14 protein-coding genes and 1 pseudogene are annotated in these 17,074 nt (G+C 54.3%); 6 read left to right on the top strand and 9 right to left on the bottom strand.

Annotated features, from left to right (window positions below):
* The first annotated feature begins 887 nt into the window (after positions 1–887).
* The 4 genes and pseudogenes from AB4O40_RS21235 to AB4O40_RS21220 all read left to right on the top strand — a co-directional run bounded on the left by AB4O40_RS21235 (position 888) and on the right by AB4O40_RS21220 (position 3,879).
* On the top strand, positions 888–2,288 hold the full coding sequence (locus tag AB4O40_RS21235) for a YfjI family protein (protein ID WP_460053470.1): 1,401 nt from the start codon (positions 888–890) through the stop codon (positions 2,286–2,288).
* The gene (locus AB4O40_RS21230; protein WP_460053471.1) at positions 2,272–2,631 is read left to right on the top strand and encodes a hypothetical protein; all 360 of its coding nucleotides are present in this window, start codon (positions 2,272–2,274) and stop codon (positions 2,629–2,631) included. The genes AB4O40_RS21235 and AB4O40_RS21230 overlap by 17 nt, the downstream gene beginning before the upstream one ends.
* Positions 2,609–3,589 (top strand): annotated as a pseudogene (locus AB4O40_RS21225) (integrase domain-containing protein). The gene AB4O40_RS21230 and the pseudogene AB4O40_RS21225 overlap by 23 nt, the downstream one beginning before the upstream one ends.
* Positions 3,586–3,879: a hypothetical protein gene (locus tag AB4O40_RS21220; protein WP_122552632.1), complete on the top strand. Its 294-nt coding sequence runs from the start codon at positions 3,586–3,588 to the stop codon at positions 3,877–3,879. Before AB4O40_RS21225 ends, AB4O40_RS21220 begins: the two are co-directional and overlap by 4 nt.
* A gap of 129 nt (positions 3,880–4,008) precedes the next feature.
* Here the strand turns inward: AB4O40_RS21220 and AB4O40_RS21215 are convergent, their stop codons facing one another.
* Together AB4O40_RS21215 and AB4O40_RS21210 are read right to left on the bottom strand one after the other, a co-directional pair.
* On the bottom strand, positions 4,009–4,464 hold the full coding sequence (locus tag AB4O40_RS21215; RefSeq protein WP_460053473.1) for a hypothetical protein: 456 nt from the start codon (positions 4,462–4,464) through the stop codon (positions 4,009–4,011).
* A complete protein-coding gene (locus AB4O40_RS21210) occupies positions 4,461–4,865 on the bottom strand; it encodes a hypothetical protein (protein WP_460053474.1) in 405 nt (134 codons plus the stop codon). The genes AB4O40_RS21215 and AB4O40_RS21210 overlap by 4 nt, the downstream gene beginning before the upstream one ends.
* A 253-nt stretch (positions 4,866–5,118) precedes the next feature.
* Between AB4O40_RS21210 and AB4O40_RS21205 the strand changes: the two genes are divergently transcribed.
* Positions 5,119–5,607 carry a GNAT family N-acetyltransferase gene (locus AB4O40_RS21205; RefSeq protein ID WP_110657889.1) on the top strand — a complete coding sequence of 163 codons (489 nt, stop codon included), beginning with the start codon at positions 5,119–5,121 and terminating at the stop codon, positions 5,605–5,607.
* 274 nt (positions 5,608–5,881) lie between these two features.
* On the opposite strand, the gene AB4O40_RS21200 is transcribed toward AB4O40_RS21205, so the two are convergent.
* The 4 genes from AB4O40_RS21200 to AB4O40_RS21185 form a co-directional block, all read right to left on the bottom strand.
* The gene (locus AB4O40_RS21200) at positions 5,882–8,404 is read right to left on the bottom strand and encodes a hypothetical protein (protein WP_460053475.1); all 2,523 of its coding nucleotides are present in this window, start codon (positions 8,402–8,404) and stop codon (positions 5,882–5,884) included.
* 235 nt (positions 8,405–8,639) lie between these two features.
* Positions 8,640–9,599, bottom strand: a complete 960-nt coding sequence (locus AB4O40_RS21195; protein WP_460053477.1) for a HEPN domain-containing protein — start codon at positions 9,597–9,599, stop codon at positions 8,640–8,642.
* Between the two features lie 196 nt (positions 9,600–9,795).
* Positions 9,796–10,509 (bottom strand): TIGR02391 family protein, encoded by a 714-nt coding sequence (locus tag AB4O40_RS21190; RefSeq protein WP_460053479.1) that lies wholly within the window; start codon positions 10,507–10,509, stop codon positions 9,796–9,798.
* A gap of 495 nt (positions 10,510–11,004) precedes the next feature.
* On the bottom strand, positions 11,005–12,132 hold the full coding sequence (locus tag AB4O40_RS21185) for a helix-turn-helix transcriptional regulator (RefSeq protein ID WP_460053480.1): 1,128 nt from the start codon (positions 12,130–12,132) through the stop codon (positions 11,005–11,007).
* Between the two features lie 239 nt (positions 12,133–12,371).
* Between AB4O40_RS21185 and AB4O40_RS21180 the strand changes: the two genes are divergently transcribed.
* Positions 12,372–13,112 carry a TetR/AcrR family transcriptional regulator gene (locus AB4O40_RS21180; RefSeq protein WP_056728191.1) on the top strand — a complete coding sequence of 247 codons (741 nt, stop codon included), beginning with the start codon at positions 12,372–12,374 and terminating at the stop codon, positions 13,110–13,112.
* Positions 13,113–13,144: 32 nt separating this feature from the next.
* On the opposite strand, the gene AB4O40_RS21175 is transcribed toward AB4O40_RS21180, so the two are convergent.
* From AB4O40_RS21175 to cysD, 3 genes are read right to left on the bottom strand one after another with little or no spacing between them, the layout of a single operon-like run.
* On the bottom strand, positions 13,145–14,113 hold the full coding sequence (locus tag AB4O40_RS21175) for a hypothetical protein (RefSeq protein WP_056728190.1): 969 nt from the start codon (positions 14,111–14,113) through the stop codon (positions 13,145–13,147).
* Complete coding sequence (gene cysN / locus AB4O40_RS21170; protein ID WP_460160110.1) at positions 14,110–16,011, bottom strand: sulfate adenylyltransferase subunit CysN; 1,902 nt, start codon at positions 16,009–16,011, stop codon at positions 14,110–14,112. Before cysN ends, AB4O40_RS21175 begins: the two co-directional genes overlap by 4 nt.
* Entirely contained in the window at positions 16,011–16,907 is an 897-nt protein-coding gene (gene cysD, locus AB4O40_RS21165; protein ID WP_056728186.1) for a sulfate adenylyltransferase subunit CysD, read from the bottom strand. The genes cysN and cysD overlap by 1 nt, the downstream gene beginning before the upstream one ends.
* Positions 16,908–17,074 lie beyond the last annotated feature (167 nt).

Raw genomic sequence — 17,074 nt, 5'->3', positions numbered from 1 at the left:
GGTTGATCAGCACGACTGCAATTGACTGGTCAGTGACAATGCAAATGGTCAAGTCCATGCAATTACGCAGGCTCACATTAAAAACCGACGAACGACCACCCGGCCATGGAAAACCACCGGTTTCCAAGGTCTTCCACCGTTACCGATTGGCGCAACAGCCACCCCCAAAATACGGTTGACCGCGAGCAGAACGAGCGCTAAACCAGAACCGTACAAGCGCTGTCCTCGACAGCACCCAGGTAGCCAGAACCTTTGAGGCTACGCCACATTGTGGTGGTTCTCCCCCAAGTGCGATTAGCGTCCGGCGGCTCGCACGGTCACAGCGATGTGATGGATGCCACTTCCTCCAGAATGCCCACTGCGGCAACTCATGCCCCCTCCTGGCTGCTCTGCAGCAACTTATCCGCTTGGCTATTTCTTGCGCCAACCTTTTGCCCGTCTCTTTGCCCCCTAAAGAGACGGGCGCATATCACATTGCTGCAGCCCTGCTCGCACGGGCCTTTGCGGCTTTCCCCCTCGTGACAATCGGCGTGACAAACACCGAGTGCTCACTCGCCACAGCGATGCCGATGATGGTGCCGCAGCCCATGAAATGGACTGCACCTGACTGACAGTCAGGCATGCCCCGGTCATCACCTCACTGCCTTCACCTGACTCAGGATCTCGCGGCACCGGCTTCGTAAGCCAGTGCAGCCTCCACCCGCCCACTTCTACGGAAGTGTTCAGGAGGCCAGATCATGAGATGCCCAAGCTCCCGGCCGTAAGGAGCCGTCAGTCCTGCGTGAGTGGACAAACCTCACAGGTAGCAAGGGCCTTGATCCCTGAAAACACTCAACAACCGTGGCGGGATGAGTGAGGACGAAGTCGATAATCTCAGGAGAATTTCGATGCAACTGTGCGAAGCTTTCGAGCCCCCACAACCATTGCTGGAATACCAGCAGGCGCCACTGCCCTACCCGGTCGAAGCACTCGGGGAACTGTTGGGCCCTGCGGTCGAACGACTAGCCGAGGTGATCGGCGTACCCTGCGCCATGGCGGCGCAATCGGTGCTGGCTACTACTGCCCTGGTGAGCCAGGGTCATGCCAATGTCCAACTCGACGGTCGAACCTATCCGCTGTCCCTCTACCTACTGACGGTGGCGTCCTCGGGTGATCGCAAAAGCGCGGTGGACCAGCTGGCACTGAAGGCGGCGCGCGACTGGGAACGACAGCAGTGGACCCTGTATGGGGAAAAGCTCAAAGCCTATCGCGCAGCCAGCAACATCATGGCCAAACCCAAAACCGCAAAGAAACACACGGAGGCGGAAGGCGGTGAGCTATCCGAGCCGGTACCACCGAGACTGATCATTGCCGAGCCCACCATTGAGGCCCTGGTCAAAAGTCTGTGCCAGGGCTTGCCCAGCATGGGCTTGTTCAATGATGAAGGCGGCCAATTCTTGGGCAGCAGCACCATGAGTAAAGAGAACCTACTCAAGGCGATCACCACCTTGTCGACACTGTGGGATGGCAGCCCCATCGACCGGGCACGCTCCATGGCCGGAGAAAGCCTGCGCGCCTATGACCGCCGCCTCAGTCTGCACCTGATGCTGCAGCCCTACCTGGCCAACCAACTGTTCAAAGACCCGGTGATCAATGGCCAAGGCATCCTCGGCCGTTGCCTGATCAGTTGGCCCGAGCGCCTGGCTGGCCAGCGACTCTACAAGGCAATCGACCTGACCCGAGATGCCAAAGTCCAGGGCTACCAACAGCGGATCACCGCCCTGCTGCAAAAGCCCTGGTCGCTTCACAAGGATGGCTCACTCAATCCCGCCACGCTCGAGCTGACCGCCCGTGCCCGTTGTGCCTGGATTGATATTCACGACACCATCGAGTGCCAGTCTGGCGAATTCGGCGAGCTAGCCGGCATCCAGCCGGTCGCGGGCAAGGCCGCGGCGAATGTACTGCGTATCGCGGGAGTGCTGGCCATGGTTGAAGAGGCCAGTGCGTTGGACGAAGGACACATCCAGCGCGCCTCCACGCTGATGGATTACTACCTGGCCGAGATTCAGCGCCTGACCGAACAGGAACCGGTCAATAGCCGACGCGAGGAAGCGGATCGGCTGCTGCGCTGGCTGATGCAGAAAGGCTGGACCCACTTCACCATCCGCGACGTTAATCGCAACGGCCCTCGTTTTGCCCGCAAGAGCGCTGACCATACCGCCTCTTTATTGGTCGTGCTGATCACTCATCGCTGGTTGAGCAGCCACGACGGGAAAACCTTCGAGGTCCGCCATGTTTCGCCTCAATGACGCGGTGCGCCGCTACCAGGCGCAACATCAATCGCAACCAGCATCGCGGCGTATCGCCGCCACTGTCGCCACCCTGTCGCCACGTGCCAGGCCAGAAACGACGCAGGTTGTCGCCACTGTCGCCGCTGTCGCCACACCACCACTTGATCCTGCCTACCTCGTCCTGCTGGTTGAGCAACTGCGTGAGGAAGGGGCACTGCTGCAACACCACGAGAACACCCTCCTGATCCGCCCAACACACTGGCAGCAGGTAGACAGGCTCAGCCTCCACTGGAAAGCCCTGCTGCGCTTTCTGCAAACAAACGAAAACGGTGATGACGATGGCACTGGTCGGTCGGCGTGAGGGTCGCAACTTTGGCTACGGCCGCCAACTGAGCTACGCCGGCCCACAAGCGCTCAAGGATTTGTTTGCCGGCGGCCACTTCGCCACGGTCAAAGCGCATAGTGATCGCTGGCAAGCGTTCGTGCGTTGGTGTCGATCAGAGGACGGCCCCGGTTACAACGATGCGCGCCAGATCGATCGACGGACGCTGCAAGACTACGCCGCGTGTCTGCGCCAGCAGATCCAGCAAAGTGAACTCTGCATCGCGACCGCGCAGAACCGCCTGAGCAGCGTCAACCGCACCCTCGCTGCGCTGCGCGGTGATCAGGACGTGAGGATCGCCAGCCCGAGCCAGGCGTTAGGACTGCAGCGCTCGAGCGTACGCACCCGCGCGCCGGATGGCCAAGACCGCCAACAGGTGCGGCGAGTACTCGAGGCACTTGGCGAACAGCACCACGAGCGGGTGGCCGCGATTGTCCTGTTGGCCCGAACAACCGGCATGCGCCTGCGCGAAGCGATCCTGGCCGACCTGCCACGCTTGCACCGCGAAGCCGAACACTTAGGCCGCATCAACATCCAGGACGGCACCAAGGGCGGCCGCTCAGGCGCATCAGCGCCGCGATGGGTCGCGGTAAATGAAGAGGTGAAAGCGGCGCTGCAGTTTGCTCGTAAGGCATCGCCGCACCGCAGCCGCAACTTACTGGCCCGCGACGAAAGCTACGCCGCGTTTCTGCAACAGACCGTGCTCCCCGCCCGAGAAACGCTGCATGAACAAGGGCTGAAGGGTTTCCATGAACTGCGAGCAGCCTACGCCTGCGAGCGCTACGAACAGCTCACGGGGCACGCCGCACCAGTCAATGGTGGCCACTGCCATCGCATTGACCGCGACCTTGATCAATAGGCGCGCCAACAAATCAGCCTAGAGCTCGGGCATAACCGGATCGATGTGGTTTCGGCCTACATTGGAGGTCGAGAGTGACCAAACCATTCGATATAGCGCTGTTCCTGAGCGGCGTACTGACCGGCTCGCAGGTCACGCAGCAACGACACCTACGGCAAGCCCGAATCATGCAAGCGGCCATTCAACAGCGATGGCAGCGAGACAATCCCTGGACCTGGCAGCTCAAGCATGTGCGCTGGTTTCTCACTCAGCACCTGAAAGACCATTCCGGCGCCACCCGGTATTACTATCGACTCACCGCTCTGCTGATCTGGAAGCGATTAGGGAACGGCCGGCAATTGCTGATGGATCGCTCGAATCGTGAGTAGGCAGCCTTCCAGGCACACTTGTCCGCCGTCATCTATCTCAGCGCGGATATCCTCTTGCTGATGAACCTGCTCGAAGCACACGCGGCAACGGCAAAAAGCGGCCAGAAGTGGTCAGTCAAAAATACTAGGCTATTTCAGACCATTCTTAAGATCGATCGGTACCTCAAACTCTTGTCTTTGCTCTACCCACTCAGAGTAGGGGACCGTTCGATCAGCCGGTTTGATTGTCTTGATCAGTGGCTTAATCTGCTGTCTATCGAGATCGACGACCTTCTGCTTTACCTTCGTGATATCGGCAAGTTCTTCAGACGTAAGCTCCACATTTCTATCAATCGGCTGATTAGGTGTATCGGTAAACCCAAAGCGTACGCGATATCGCTCAATTGCTTGGGCTTCGTCGTTCGACAATTCAAGGCTTGTTGTAAGCGCGCCAATGTCCGCCTTTTCGAATAGAAGGGTTCTGCAGACCTTTGGACAAGGAGGCGACGGCAAAAATGGAAAGGACTCGCACTTGCAGGTGACGTCCGCAGAAACGTTCATAGCAACCATCCAAAGCAGCATCCCAACAACCCGGTTCGATTTCATGCGTCGCCCTCTCCACAGTCAACGTCGCGAAAAAGCACCCACCAAAGAAGATAGGCTGTGAGCCAAAGTGCGAGCGCAATCACCCCATAGAACAGGTAATCCAGTTGGGCCTGAAAGTAGGCATTAATCTGATTAAACGCTTCATCTTGGGCAGCCCCCTTGGTAAACAACGCAGCTAGGTAGCTTCGCGAGAGCTCATTGCCCGCCCGAACGGATACCAGCAGGGAGATCCAGGCTGGAACTAGGAAAAAGTAGAAGCTACGCCACCTCCGGTTAGCAGGGCTGTAATGCGACGATCCAATAACGACAGCTACCGAGCCGCCGAGCATGGCCAGCGCCCAGGTAGTGAGCTGTGAGGAAGCTCCGGCGATCTCCTTCAGACCTGCGAGAAATAGGTCCATTTAAATCCCCATATTCAGCCACCAATCATTTAGCTGATGTTAGTCCTCACATTCAGATGCGCAATGGCTATCCAATTAATGTGCCCGTCTGAACTCCGGTTCTTTCACCAAATGTTGCAGCCGAAGTCTCCGCTTTCGGCCACAAGCTGCCTCTCACCAAGGGCAGCCATCAGCCATTTGCGTACATGCCATTGCTTTCCATCACCCTGAGCTAGCCGCTAAAGTACTGACTCATGGAACTTAGAGACCAGCAGTGAAACTGAACCACAGGCCAGTGAAGGCTAACGACGTAAAAATGATCTGCGGCTTTCCTCAGAATGCTCAAGAGTTGTTTTTCATGTTTCCGAAGGCGCACTTCCCGCTAACGGAAACGCAGTTGCATGCCGCGATCTCCCAACGCTTCGACTCTACCGTCGTGGAGATCAATGGGACTGTCGTTGGGTTTGCCAATTTCTATCGAGCTGAACGCAATGGCGTTTGCTGTATCGGCAATGTCATCGTCTCGCCGAGCGCTCGGGGCGAAGGAGTGGCCACGTTTATCGTGGAGACGATGACCGGCTTGGCATTCGAGCGTTACGGAGCCAAGGAGGTGCAGATTTCCTGTTTCAACGAAAACACGGCAGGCCTGCTGCTCTACCCCAAGCTTGGGTTTGTGCCTTATGCCATTGAGGAGCGACCTTTTTTGGGAAACGGCCGATCGGCCCTCATACACATGACGCGCAGCAGAAGCTCGACAGATTGAATACACCATCGATTGCTACCTTGGATGACAGGCAGAAAACGGCCGATTCTGTTGAAAAAGTCGGCCATGGTTTGCGCATCGGAAAAGTACGCGTCCGAGATTGAAATCTTTACTTTTGGCAGAGGCTTCCGGACTCGGATTTCACGTAGCCGCGTGCAAAAAGGCGTTTTCACCAGCCAATGAGCAGGCAGTTTGGGCGGACCGACTTTTTCAACAGAATCGGCCAAAAGCAGTCATTGGAGAATGTCTATAAAATGGGGCGATGCACTACACCTCATTGCCGAACACCAACATAATATTCAATCTTAAAGTCGACACACTCACCATTATCGGTAAAGCTAATACTTATTGGAAGTTCATTTTCTTGATGAGCATAGCTAGCTTTAATCAGACTCTCACCAGAAAAAACCAAGTAATACCCACAGCCATCGCAATTGATTTCAATGAATTTCATACTACCCCTTCCGTCAGGCCATGTAATGTTTCGGCCCGAGGTTGTAAATCCGGCTGCTTGAAATTTTTTCAGCGCGTTAGAGGAGCAAATCATCCATTCAGCTTTGCGAGTGGGTAGTGTGATTTCTGAGTTCTCAGTCTGTTGATTGCGGAATAGTATTTGAGCATTTAGCCAGTTGTGAACTTCTTGAGCCAGATTAAAGCCATATGTGTCGAACACGTAATAGGTATCGTTCCCCGAAAGAAAAGCTTCGCGCGGGAGACTAATGTTTGAAACTATTGGTGATACTTCATCTAATGTGAGTCTTTTGAACAAATCAAATCTCTTTACGGACGATCCAATCGCCTCAGTAACTTCGCGCTTAAATCTTTCTAGAGATGCAGCATCCAGCTTTTGATTTGCAATCTGAGTTCTCGTATTTTCTGCGAGAACCACACTCAGTCGGTCGCAAAATTCGCAAGCATATTCCTGTAATGTTAACGATTGCTCCGTTAAAATCCCTAATCGGTCTATAAATCTAGTATTGGCTAATGCTTTTAGAAGTGATGTTTTAAGTAGGGAGACCCTTTGCGCTGCAGCTTTTAATTCGCTAAGTTGGCAACTTGGTATCGCTGGTATAGACATCTCAGGTTTGATGGTCGCACCACTTGCGCGCAATATAAAAGTATTCCAAAGTTCATAGACTATAAGCGCCCCTATTGCGTCTACTATTTTATATTCTTGGAGATCATTGCGAACTGTATAAAAGTCAGAGAAGTTCTTCGCAGATAGAAATGCCGCGACGCACTCGCTCAAAGAGGTTGGAACTGGTGAATGCCCCACATTGAATGATTTCGATCCCGCTGGATTGCGTAACTCCCTACATTCTACGAATATCTCTGGGTGCGTGGATAACAAAGTAGATAGGACCCGAAGGGTTTCTGTTTCTATTTCGCTAGAAAATCCATTTAGTGCTATGCCGTGCCAACACTCCTCTAAGGCCGCATCTATCGCTTCAAATTTTTCTTTGACGACTATCTTGTCTGTAATCTTTCCTTCAATATATGCTCGCATCTCGGGCTTGTATTTCGTCTCTATTTTTTTATCAAGCTCGTCTGTTGCTAATCTTCCAGCATAAGTATCGCCAACATCTTTATCAAACTCTGCCATGGGTGAGTACCCCCACAACTCCTCAACCTTCTCAGGAAGGTCCCAGGCGCCTTTGTTGTAGTTGCTCTTGAACTGTATTACTTGACGAATATTTCTCAATAGCTCCGGGATATTTTCTGGCTGCTCGCGAGCGGATGTTTCGATAAGTAATTTAAAGTGTGCTTGAAGGTATGTATAGGCTTCATTGCCAGATGTAATTTTGTTAGCAAAGCTAAGAAATAAGCGGCCATTTCGACAAAAACGACCGTATGAAGGAAGCTTGTCCTCTCTGAATCTCGCGATTCTTTCAATTACCCCGATCTGTGATCTGTATTCTTCTTTGGCAAGAATTGCTGCCATGGCTAAATTCAAATAAAAGCCAGCGATGGATTGATAAACATCTACCTCTCTAGAGACTTCAACTGTCGCTAAGACAGAAGGAAGGGAAGCTAGCAAATGACGTGCGAACTCATTTGCATCATGGCTTTCTAGGTTGTCGAGCGCTTTGTACGAAATAGTTATGATTCGGCTATCTAAGTTGGTTCTGATCGGATCTGCGCAGAGCAGATATGACTCCAGCTCCATAAGCGCAGCGATATTATCCTGTATTTGTACTCGACTAGAGAACAGGCTGTTTATTCTTAGCAGACTCCTGGCAAATATCCCACGCTCATCATCGTATAGCAAAAAACTGTGATTGGCATATTTGTTTATGTTCCGATAAATGCGCTCATGAATTGCTTCTATGTTGGACATAAAAGTGTAAGTGAACTTGAGGTGTCGGTATACCTGACCCACTACAATGCTGAACCCGACCGTTAACCCACACAAATATGGAGCCAAGGAGATCAAGTCAAACACTCGAATTGAAATAAGAAACTTGGCTGCGAGAGAAATCCCTAAAACCACAAATAGATGTCGGTTTAACTTTTTGGCATCTACCCCTGAAAGCGATGAGGTTATTTTTAATAGTGAGGGGCTTCTGTAGCGCGTTCTAGTTGTCTCGATGACGTTCAATGATATTGGAAGTGCGAGTGCCCCAAGGGCTGCGGCAATAGTGATTATATCGGTTACTAATGTTGCCCAGATCGCGCTCTTTTCGTCCAGGATTGCTGCTTGCGCGGCAGCCATTATTGGGTCTTTTAAATTATTGAACGCTTGATAAGTCTCGGTGCCGAACTGAAATATAGAACATGTAAATTCTGAGAGGTCCATTTCGTATATCTCATTTGGCGGTTAAAATTATTGATATTTGTTTCTGAGAGACTTGCCGTTGGGACATCTTGCCTTAAATAGTCCTTGGTTGAACGTACGCTCTTGTCCGTTTTCTGCCTGTCGCGACCGGCTGAAAACGACCCATAGCTGACTGTCGCGACTAGGCGGAAATCATTGAGAAGCGGGCGTTGAAACCAGCAAATACCTGCGGCTCCATTTGTTATTGTGAGGCAACTTAACAAATTGGATTTTTTGTATAGTGATTTTCCAGCAATCTAACGATTTCTGGGCTTTTCCTCAGTGTGTCGAAAATGTGAAGTGCGGCCACGTTGGCTTGGAAAGCCTGATCTTCCGTGGATGGCTCATCCTGGTATCTCGCGCCGGTGGAGCAGTGAGCCATATCGATCAGGTGCGAATTTATCGAAATTCCTTGTTCATCATGAAGAGTCTTCGCCAGCTTGCTGAGATCGTGACCATCTTTTCCTCTCTTGGAATAAGCTATGCCGGCGATTTCCAAAAAACCTTTCAATGTTTTTTCGACACATTGCTGCGCTGCCCATCGGGATTGGGGATAACGGTGTGCGAGGAGTTCCTGAGTGGAGCCTGCATAATCACCTTTCGCAACGCTAAGCATATTCGTGCGGGGAAGATTATCCAGCCACTGGATATTTTCTACGGCGAACATGTGGTACATAAAATGAGCTTCTAGTTCACCGTTAGTAAGTCGGTCTACCAACCCTTGTGGTAAATCTTCGACGAGTGTAAGTATGTTCATGCTTGGTAAGCTTGATTGGCTCCCTTTGCTTGATCCTTTATTTTGCAAGTTTCTATGTAGGAAAAATTCCACGGAGCCATACCAGCCAGCTATCCGAACTCGCCAAATGGTCTGTGCAAGACGAGCCGGTACGTATCCTAGTTCGAAATAGGTTTTCAACCGGTTACCAAGAGTTTGTGTGTACCAACGAAGAGCCTTGGCCATCAGAATATCGCCTTGGTAACCAGGCAGGTCAGCTAGCTCGTCAGGCGGGGTCATACGACCGCCCCAACCGAAAGCTTCCCAGAATAAGCGTCCAACGTGAAGTGGCCTTTGAAAAGGCGTCAAGCCTTCAGTTGCTAACGCTTTATCAGTAGCGGCCATGAGCTGTTCAAACTCAGCCTCTGCCAAGGGATAGGCTGGCCATGAAAATTTTCCCATTGGGTAGATCCTTTGCGGAAAAGAACATGTATGAAGGCTCTGAGCATAGCGTCAGGTATCAGTGTCGAGATACATATTTCTAGTTTTCGCAAGCCCGCAGGAAAGGTGTGATGTGTCCAGAAGCCCGGTGGCCGAATAGCTGCTTCTGGCCGCTAACTGCCCCCAAAAAAGGTAGTTGCCGTGAACGAATATGCCGCTATGAAGCACGGCGGCTGTCGACGATGCCGAGCAAGTGGGATGCCATAATGATCATCTCCCGTGCCTCGGACGCCTCAAGCCCTACATGCCGATGGCTTTGAGGATTCTTATAACTACCGATTGCGCCTGACATCAGTTGCATCAATGCTTGCTGCTCGCCCGATTCGGCTTTTTTATCCGTCAATGGACCAATTTTTGGAGCAAAAGCATGCGTAGTGAGCTTGGTGCCAATCCATTCATCGCTGAGAAGTGCTGCTTTGCGTATTGAGACTTCGAGAGTCTTGAACGCCTCAAAAACTGCAGTATCAAACATTTCTTGCTTGAACAGATTTAGTGCGGCAGACCGTAGTGACGGGTGGAGCAACTCCTCTGGGAGTTGGCGATCCTCTACCCACGATTTCAACGGCGTGCTTTGCTCGTAGTGTTTACACCCGAGGCGTGAGAGGGTCATCCACGGGCTGTCGCTAATCGGGTGATGGCAAATAAAACCGTTGCTATACAGCCAACCCCATGCTTCTGAACATGCCAATGCTGCGAGCTCGCTTCGGTCGTAGTCGGTCAGAACGCTTGAAAGAAAGTTATGGGCGCACTCAGCTTTTTGAGAACCCTGCAATTGGCTACCCAAGACTTGGAGAACTGCTTCACTCAAATCCAGCAAAGGCGCGTCACACAGTTGAGTGGTCGTTGGGTAAATATCCTTGAGACGCGGCATAAAATGTACCTGCTACCGTTCGACTGATCACAGACTATAGCCTTCGTAGCTGAATGGACGAGTAGTCGCCAAGCAAGCTCAATCACATAGAGTCTCCCCCCCCCCAATGTCGTAGATGCACGACTGTTCAATCAGGGTCGAGTTTTACCTGGCGCCGCCGTCGGCTATTGGCCGTTTGTTGCCTCTGATGAGGGGCAGCTACTGACCGATTTCTGCCTGTCGCAACCGGCAGCTATGGTTAGTTCACTGCCAATCATGGTTACGAAACGTGCTGGTCAGATCGAATGCAAACGGGTGGTCAACTGGAGTGCAGTATTCCAATTGGTATTCCAACTAAAAATCAAATTAGGTATTAATGTTATAAATCAATAATTTACTAAACGGATTCAAATTACCCCGGCCCACCACTTCATCATCTAAAGACGTCCACGGACGTCTTTTTTTGTGCCTGAAGTTCAGTGAAATACACTGCATCCAACACGGCTACTGCTTACCCTAACCGAGGGTCGCTACACTGCGCAGGATCAACCGCACCAACATGGTCTGGCGGGTCACCCCGGTCTTGGAGAAAGTCGAACGCAGGTGTGCCCGTGAGGTGTTGCGGCTGATGCCCAGTTCTTCGGAGGCCTCGTCCAGGGTCAGGCCGTTGGCCAGCAGCATGGCCAGTTGGGTTTCGGCTGGGGTGAAGTCGAACAGGGCGCGGACAATTTCTTGCGGTGCACTGGATTGCTGTTCCGGGTCGCTGATAAAGATCACCACTGCCGGGCACTGCTTGCCTTCGCTCCAGTCTGACAACGGTACCGAGCGCACGATGATGCCCAGGTCAGCGCGGCCCGAAGGCCGTTGCACGCGCAAGGCCTCGACCACCGAGGGGTTACTGCTTTTTTGTGAGAGCAGCGACTGTTTCACCAGACGCCGGAACTCTTGGGTGTCCCGCGCGGTGCCGATCTGCAGGCCATCGTTGACCAGCTTGATACCATCTTTTTCCTGGATCAGGCGGTCGGCCACCTGGTTGGTCCGCAGCACTTTGCCGGCTTCGTCGAGAATGATCGTTCCAACTGCCATCTGATCTACCGCGCCAGCGTAGAGGTTGCGCTCGGTTTCGATACGGTTCAAGCGCATATGGATCTCGATCGAACGTTCCAGGTGCGGAATGAACTGCGCCAACAGGGCCTTTTCATCATTGTTGAACGCCCTGTCTTCTCGACCGCGGCTGATGCGGATGCGGCACTGAGCGCCGTCGGCAGTGTTGATGTCGGCGCCGAGGATATGGAACACGTCCTGCGGTTCGAGGAAATTCTTGCAGAACTCGGAGTTTTGCCAATCGTCGTGGGAGACGAATTCGGCCAGGGTAACGACCTGGCGGTTGGGCAGGTCGACAAAGGGGTCGAGGGTGAAAAAGTGTTGGTTATAGGAGGCAGTGATTTCGGCTGAGGAACCCGTGGTGTGGATCATCAGGCCAGTGTCGTGTTGACTCGGCGGGCGCAGGATGAAGGTGACGAACTTGCTTTGCAGATGCACATTGAGCCGGTTGAGGAAGGTCGTCCAGGGGATGTTCTCCAGCGGTCCTTGATAGAGATTGCCGACGAACTCGCTGAACGTCTCGAGGCTGAGGCTCTGCATGGACAATCCTTTTATATTTATTAGTGTTGGAGATGGTCGAGAATAAGTGCCGTCGTCGATTGAGCGCAACACCCGGATCCATAGTCTGAAAGGAGGTGGGCCTACCTGCCAGATCGTGTAACTTTGCGTCCTGCGAAGCGCACCGGCCGGTCGGTGAGTTTACTTGTACGATCCACCCTATGGCCGATGTTAAACTGCGATTCGTTTCGTACCATTGGTCGACTCAAAAGATTGGTGTGATGACCCAGCAAGTCAGGAAAATCGAACGTTTGACACTGAAAAGCGTCGTCACTCGAGCAAAGCTCGTGTCAATTGCCGAACGGCTGTTCGCCGAGCGCGGTATCGAAGGGGTGTCGTTAAGCGACATCAACAAAGCCGCCGGGCAGCGAAACAAGAACGCCACGAATTACCACTTCGGCAGCAAGGACGGCTTGCTGCAGGCCATCCTCGACAAGCATGAACCTGGTATTGCCGCTCGGCGCAACGCATTGCTCGATGAACTGGAGAAGCGAGGTAGCCCCTCGGTGCGAGACGTGGTCCGCGCGCTGATGTATCCGGTGGCCGACAAGATGTTCGATCCCAACGGAGGGAAGGACTTTATCCGACTGGATGCCCAACTGGTGGCGGTGCATACGCTCTCCGTACAGAACCTGCGCGCTTCCACGCTCAATCTGGGTCAGGTGGATCGGTTGAGGCGGGCGCTGCTCGGGGTCCTCCAGGACCTACCGGAGTCTGTGGCCCAGCAGCGCCTGCACTTGGCGGCAGTATTGCTCCTCCATGGGCTTGCCGATCACTCTCGCATGCTTGATGCGAGTGATAAGAAGACCTTGGTGATGGACACCGAGTTGTTCATCAAGAACATCGAAGACTGCCTGGTGGCACTGCTGGCGAGCCCCATGTCGCCCGAAACTGTCTCCCTTCTTTCCCGCCTTGACGTACCCGAACAGGCTCCAGCCCACGTTTACAGCTTGCCCTCATGAGGCAGCTGTAAACATTACTGGGGTAATGACTGCTACCTGGAGAGGCTCCTTTCGAACTCGCACGTAAAGCGGTCGACTTCCGATTCGGGCAGATGATTGATACCTCCCGCCAGTTTCCTGCCACCGCCGCTGTCAAAGGTGCGGCAGAAGTCAGCCGCAGCCACCGGACTATGTCCGGGAGTGCGCACGCTTACCGTGAATCCACCTTGCCTTTTGGGCGACAGGATACCGAGCGCGCGATCTGGCTGTGCCTGCATCAGCTCATTGGCCAGGGTTCCGATGACCCGCCGTGCCCATGGCGCGTCAGGCAACATCAGCAGCATCGCGCCGGGCACCTGGCGTGTCGGTGTAAGCCGGCGTGCCAGATCCATGTCCTCCTCATAGCCAACCGCCAGCCGCGCGTAGGCGTCCGAGCCTGCGACGAACTCCAGCGGATCGACAAAGGGCTGCATCAGGGTCGACAGCTCGGCCGGATCGAAATGCAGATCGGCAACGGTCTCGCCATAAGCGTTGTAGTTGAGATAGAGGCCGAGCCGCTCCAGGACCCTGGCCGCTCCAGCATCTATGCCTTGCGCCTTGGCCATGGTGCAGCCCACCTCAGGCAGGCTGTCGCCGTATGCCGCGGCAATCGCCCATGCACGATGGCGACCGCCAAGATAGCGGTCGACCAGGATGCTGGTGCAGACGTCGGCAGCCTCGTCGATATAAGGCTCGAAGCGCCCATGCCGAGGCATCTCCCCTGCGTGATGATGATCGAAGTAGCGCACCGTTGCGCCTGCCCCAAGCAGGCGAAGCAGATCGGTACGATTCTGATCGAGGGAGATGTCGAGTACGGTGATGGCATCCCCCTCGCACGCTTCGATACGCCGCAGTAACTGAATGTCGCGTTTGACACCGGTCAGCAGCCTTGCGCCGGCGAACTCGTCAGGCGCGGCAAGCCGCAGTTGTTGCAACGCACAGAGTCCATCGGCATCCCCATTGAATGCAACGTAGCGATTCATAGGGCCTCGCGAGCGACAAGATGGCTGACGATCAGTTCGGCTGCTTCCTCGGGAGAGCAAGCGGTGGTGTCGATGCGAATTTCCGGATTTTCCGGCGGCTCGTAGGGGGAATCGATGCCGGTGAAATTCGTCAGTTCGCCACGGCGAGCTTTCTTGTAGAGACCTTTTGGATCCCTCTGTTCTGCCACGCTGATCGGCGTGTCGACGAACACCTCGAAGAACTCGTCCTGCTCCACCAGCTCGCGCGACATTCTGCGTTCAGATCGGAATGGAGAGATGAAGGACACCAGGACGATCTGCCCCGCATCGACCATCAGCTTGGCGACTTCACCTACGCGTCTGATGTTCTCGACCCGGTCGGCTTCGGAGAATCCGAGATCTTTATTGAGACCGTGGCGCACGTTGTCACCGTCAAGCAGATAGGTATGTTTGCCCAACGCATGCAGTTTCTTCTCGACGAGGTTCGCGATCGTGGACTTGCCGGCACCCGACAGACCTGTAAACCAGAGTACGCAAGGCTTCTGCCCCTTGAGTGTGGCGTGCGCCTGCTTGTTTACGTCAATCGCCTGCCAGTGGATGTTCTGCGAGCGACGCAAGGCAAAGTGCAGGAGTCCGGCGCCGACCGTATTGTTGGTCAGGCGGTCAATCATGATGAAACCGCCGGTATCGCGATTTTCCTTGTAGGGGTCAAATGCGATTGGCTGGTCAAAGCTCAGGTTACAAACGCCGATTTCATTCAGTTCCAGTGTCTTGGCGGCGAGATGCTCGAGCGTATTGACGTTGACCTTGTATTTCGGTGTCGCGCTGGTGGCCGTCACGGTCTTGGTGCCGATCTTCAACAGATAGGGGCGGCCCGGCAGCATCGGTTCATCGCTCATCCAGATGATCGTCGACTCGAACTGGTCTGCCACCCTGGCCGGTGCATCGATCGTCGCGAGAATGTCGCCCCGGCTGATATCGATCTCGTCCTCGAGCGTAATCGTGATCGACTGGCCAGAGACGGCTTCCTCAAGGTCACCCTCGCGCGTCACGATACGTGCGACCCGGCTTTCCTTCCCCGACGGCAGGACACGGAGGCGATTGCCGCGCTTGACGCTGCCGCCGACAACGATCCCGGCATAGCCGCGGAAGTCGAGGTTCGGTCGGTTGACCCACTGCACCGGCATGCGAAACGGCCCGGACTGATCCGCAGCATCCTCTACCTGCACCGTCTCAAGGTACCCCATCAGTGTCGGCCCCCGGTACCAGGGGGTGTTCGCGCTCGGCTCGGTGATATTGTCGCCCTTCAGGGCTGACATCGGGATGGTGACGATATTCTGCAAGCCAATCTGGCTGGCGAAAGCGCGATAGTCCGCGTCTATCTTGTCGTAGATCTCTTTCGAGTAGCCCACCATGTCCAGTTTGTTGATCGCCAGCACGACATGGCGAATGCCAATCAGCGACACCAGATAGCTGTGTCGGCGCGTCTGGGTCAGCACCCCTTTGCGCCCGTCGATCAGAATGATGGCGACATCCGCTGTCGAGGCTCCGGTGACCATGTTGCGCGTATATTGCTCGTGGCCCGGTGTATCGGCCACGATGAACTTGCGCTTGTCGGTCGAGAAGAAGCGATAGGCAACATCGATGGTGATGCCTTGTTCACGCTCGGCGGAAAGTCCGTCGACCAGTAGTGCGAAATCCAGGTCGCCACCTTGCGTTCCTACCTTCTTTGAATCCGCTTCCAGCTGGCTCAACTGGTCTTCGAAGAGCATCTTCGATTCGTAGAGCAGGCGCCCGATGAGCGTGCTTTTTCCATCGTCGACGCTGCCGCAGGTGATGAAACGCAGCAGGCTCTTGTTCTCGTGGGATTTCAAATATTGCTCGATGTCTTCGGCAATCAAATCGGATACGTGTGCCATTAGAAATACCCCTCCTGTTTCTTTTTCTCCATCGAGCCCGCGGAGTCGTGATCAATCAGGCGACCCTGGCGCTCGGACGTCCTGGCCAGAAGCATTTCCTGAATGATGGCCGTCAAGGAGTCGGCCTCGCTCTCGATTGCGCCGGTCAGCGGGTAGCAACCCAACGTGCGGAAACGCACTTTCCTGATCTCGGGAACCTCGCCGTCGTTCAGTGGCATGCGCTCGTCATCGACCATGATGAGCGTGCCGTCGCGCTCCACCACCGGTCGCTCTTTCGCCAGGTAGAGCGGCACGATCGGAATGTCGTTCAGATAGATGTATTGCCAGATGTCGAGTTCGGTCCAGTTGGACAGGGGAAACACCCGGACGCTTTCGCCCTTGTGCTTGCGGGCGTTATACATCCGCCACAGCTCGGGGCGTTGCAGCTTGGGATCCCAGCGGTGCTGCTCGGAGCGGATCGAGAATATCCGCTCCTTGGCTCGCGATTTTTCTTCGTCCCGCCGTGCGCCGCCGAAGGCCGCATCGAAGCCGTGCTTGTCCAGCGCTTGCTTCAATCCCTCGGTTTTCCAGATGTCGGTGTGTATGGCCGAACCATGGGAAAAAGGGCTGATGCCCTTTTCCAGCCCCTCGGGATTGATATGGACGAGCAAGTCGAAGTCGTGCTTTTTCGCCATGGCGTCGCGGAACTGAATCATCTCGCGGAACTTCCAGGTCGTGTCGACGTGCAGCAATGGGAACGGCAGTTTTCCTGGGTGGAACGCCTTCAGGGCCAGGTGCAGCATCACTGCACTGTCCTTACCGACGGAGTAGAGCATTACCGGGTTCTCACACTCAGCGACCACTTCTCGCATGATGTGAATGCTCTCGGCCTCAAGACGCTGCAAGTGCGTCAGCATGTATTTCCTCCTTCCTCTGCGCTGGGTCGTGATGCCACCGAGAATCCGATGACCGGCCCTGTCACTCGAGGTGCGATTGCGTGTGGACGTTTATCGCCCACCTCTTTTTTAAGCCTTGTTACTTAAACTGGCTTTAAAGGTAGATCTCGCAATTGCATGGATCATCG

It is taken from the genome of Pseudomonas sp. S2_F07, assembly GCF_054668325.1.
Note: the sequence above shows the minus strand (reverse complement) of the source record. Positions and strands in the feature narration are given on the sequence as shown.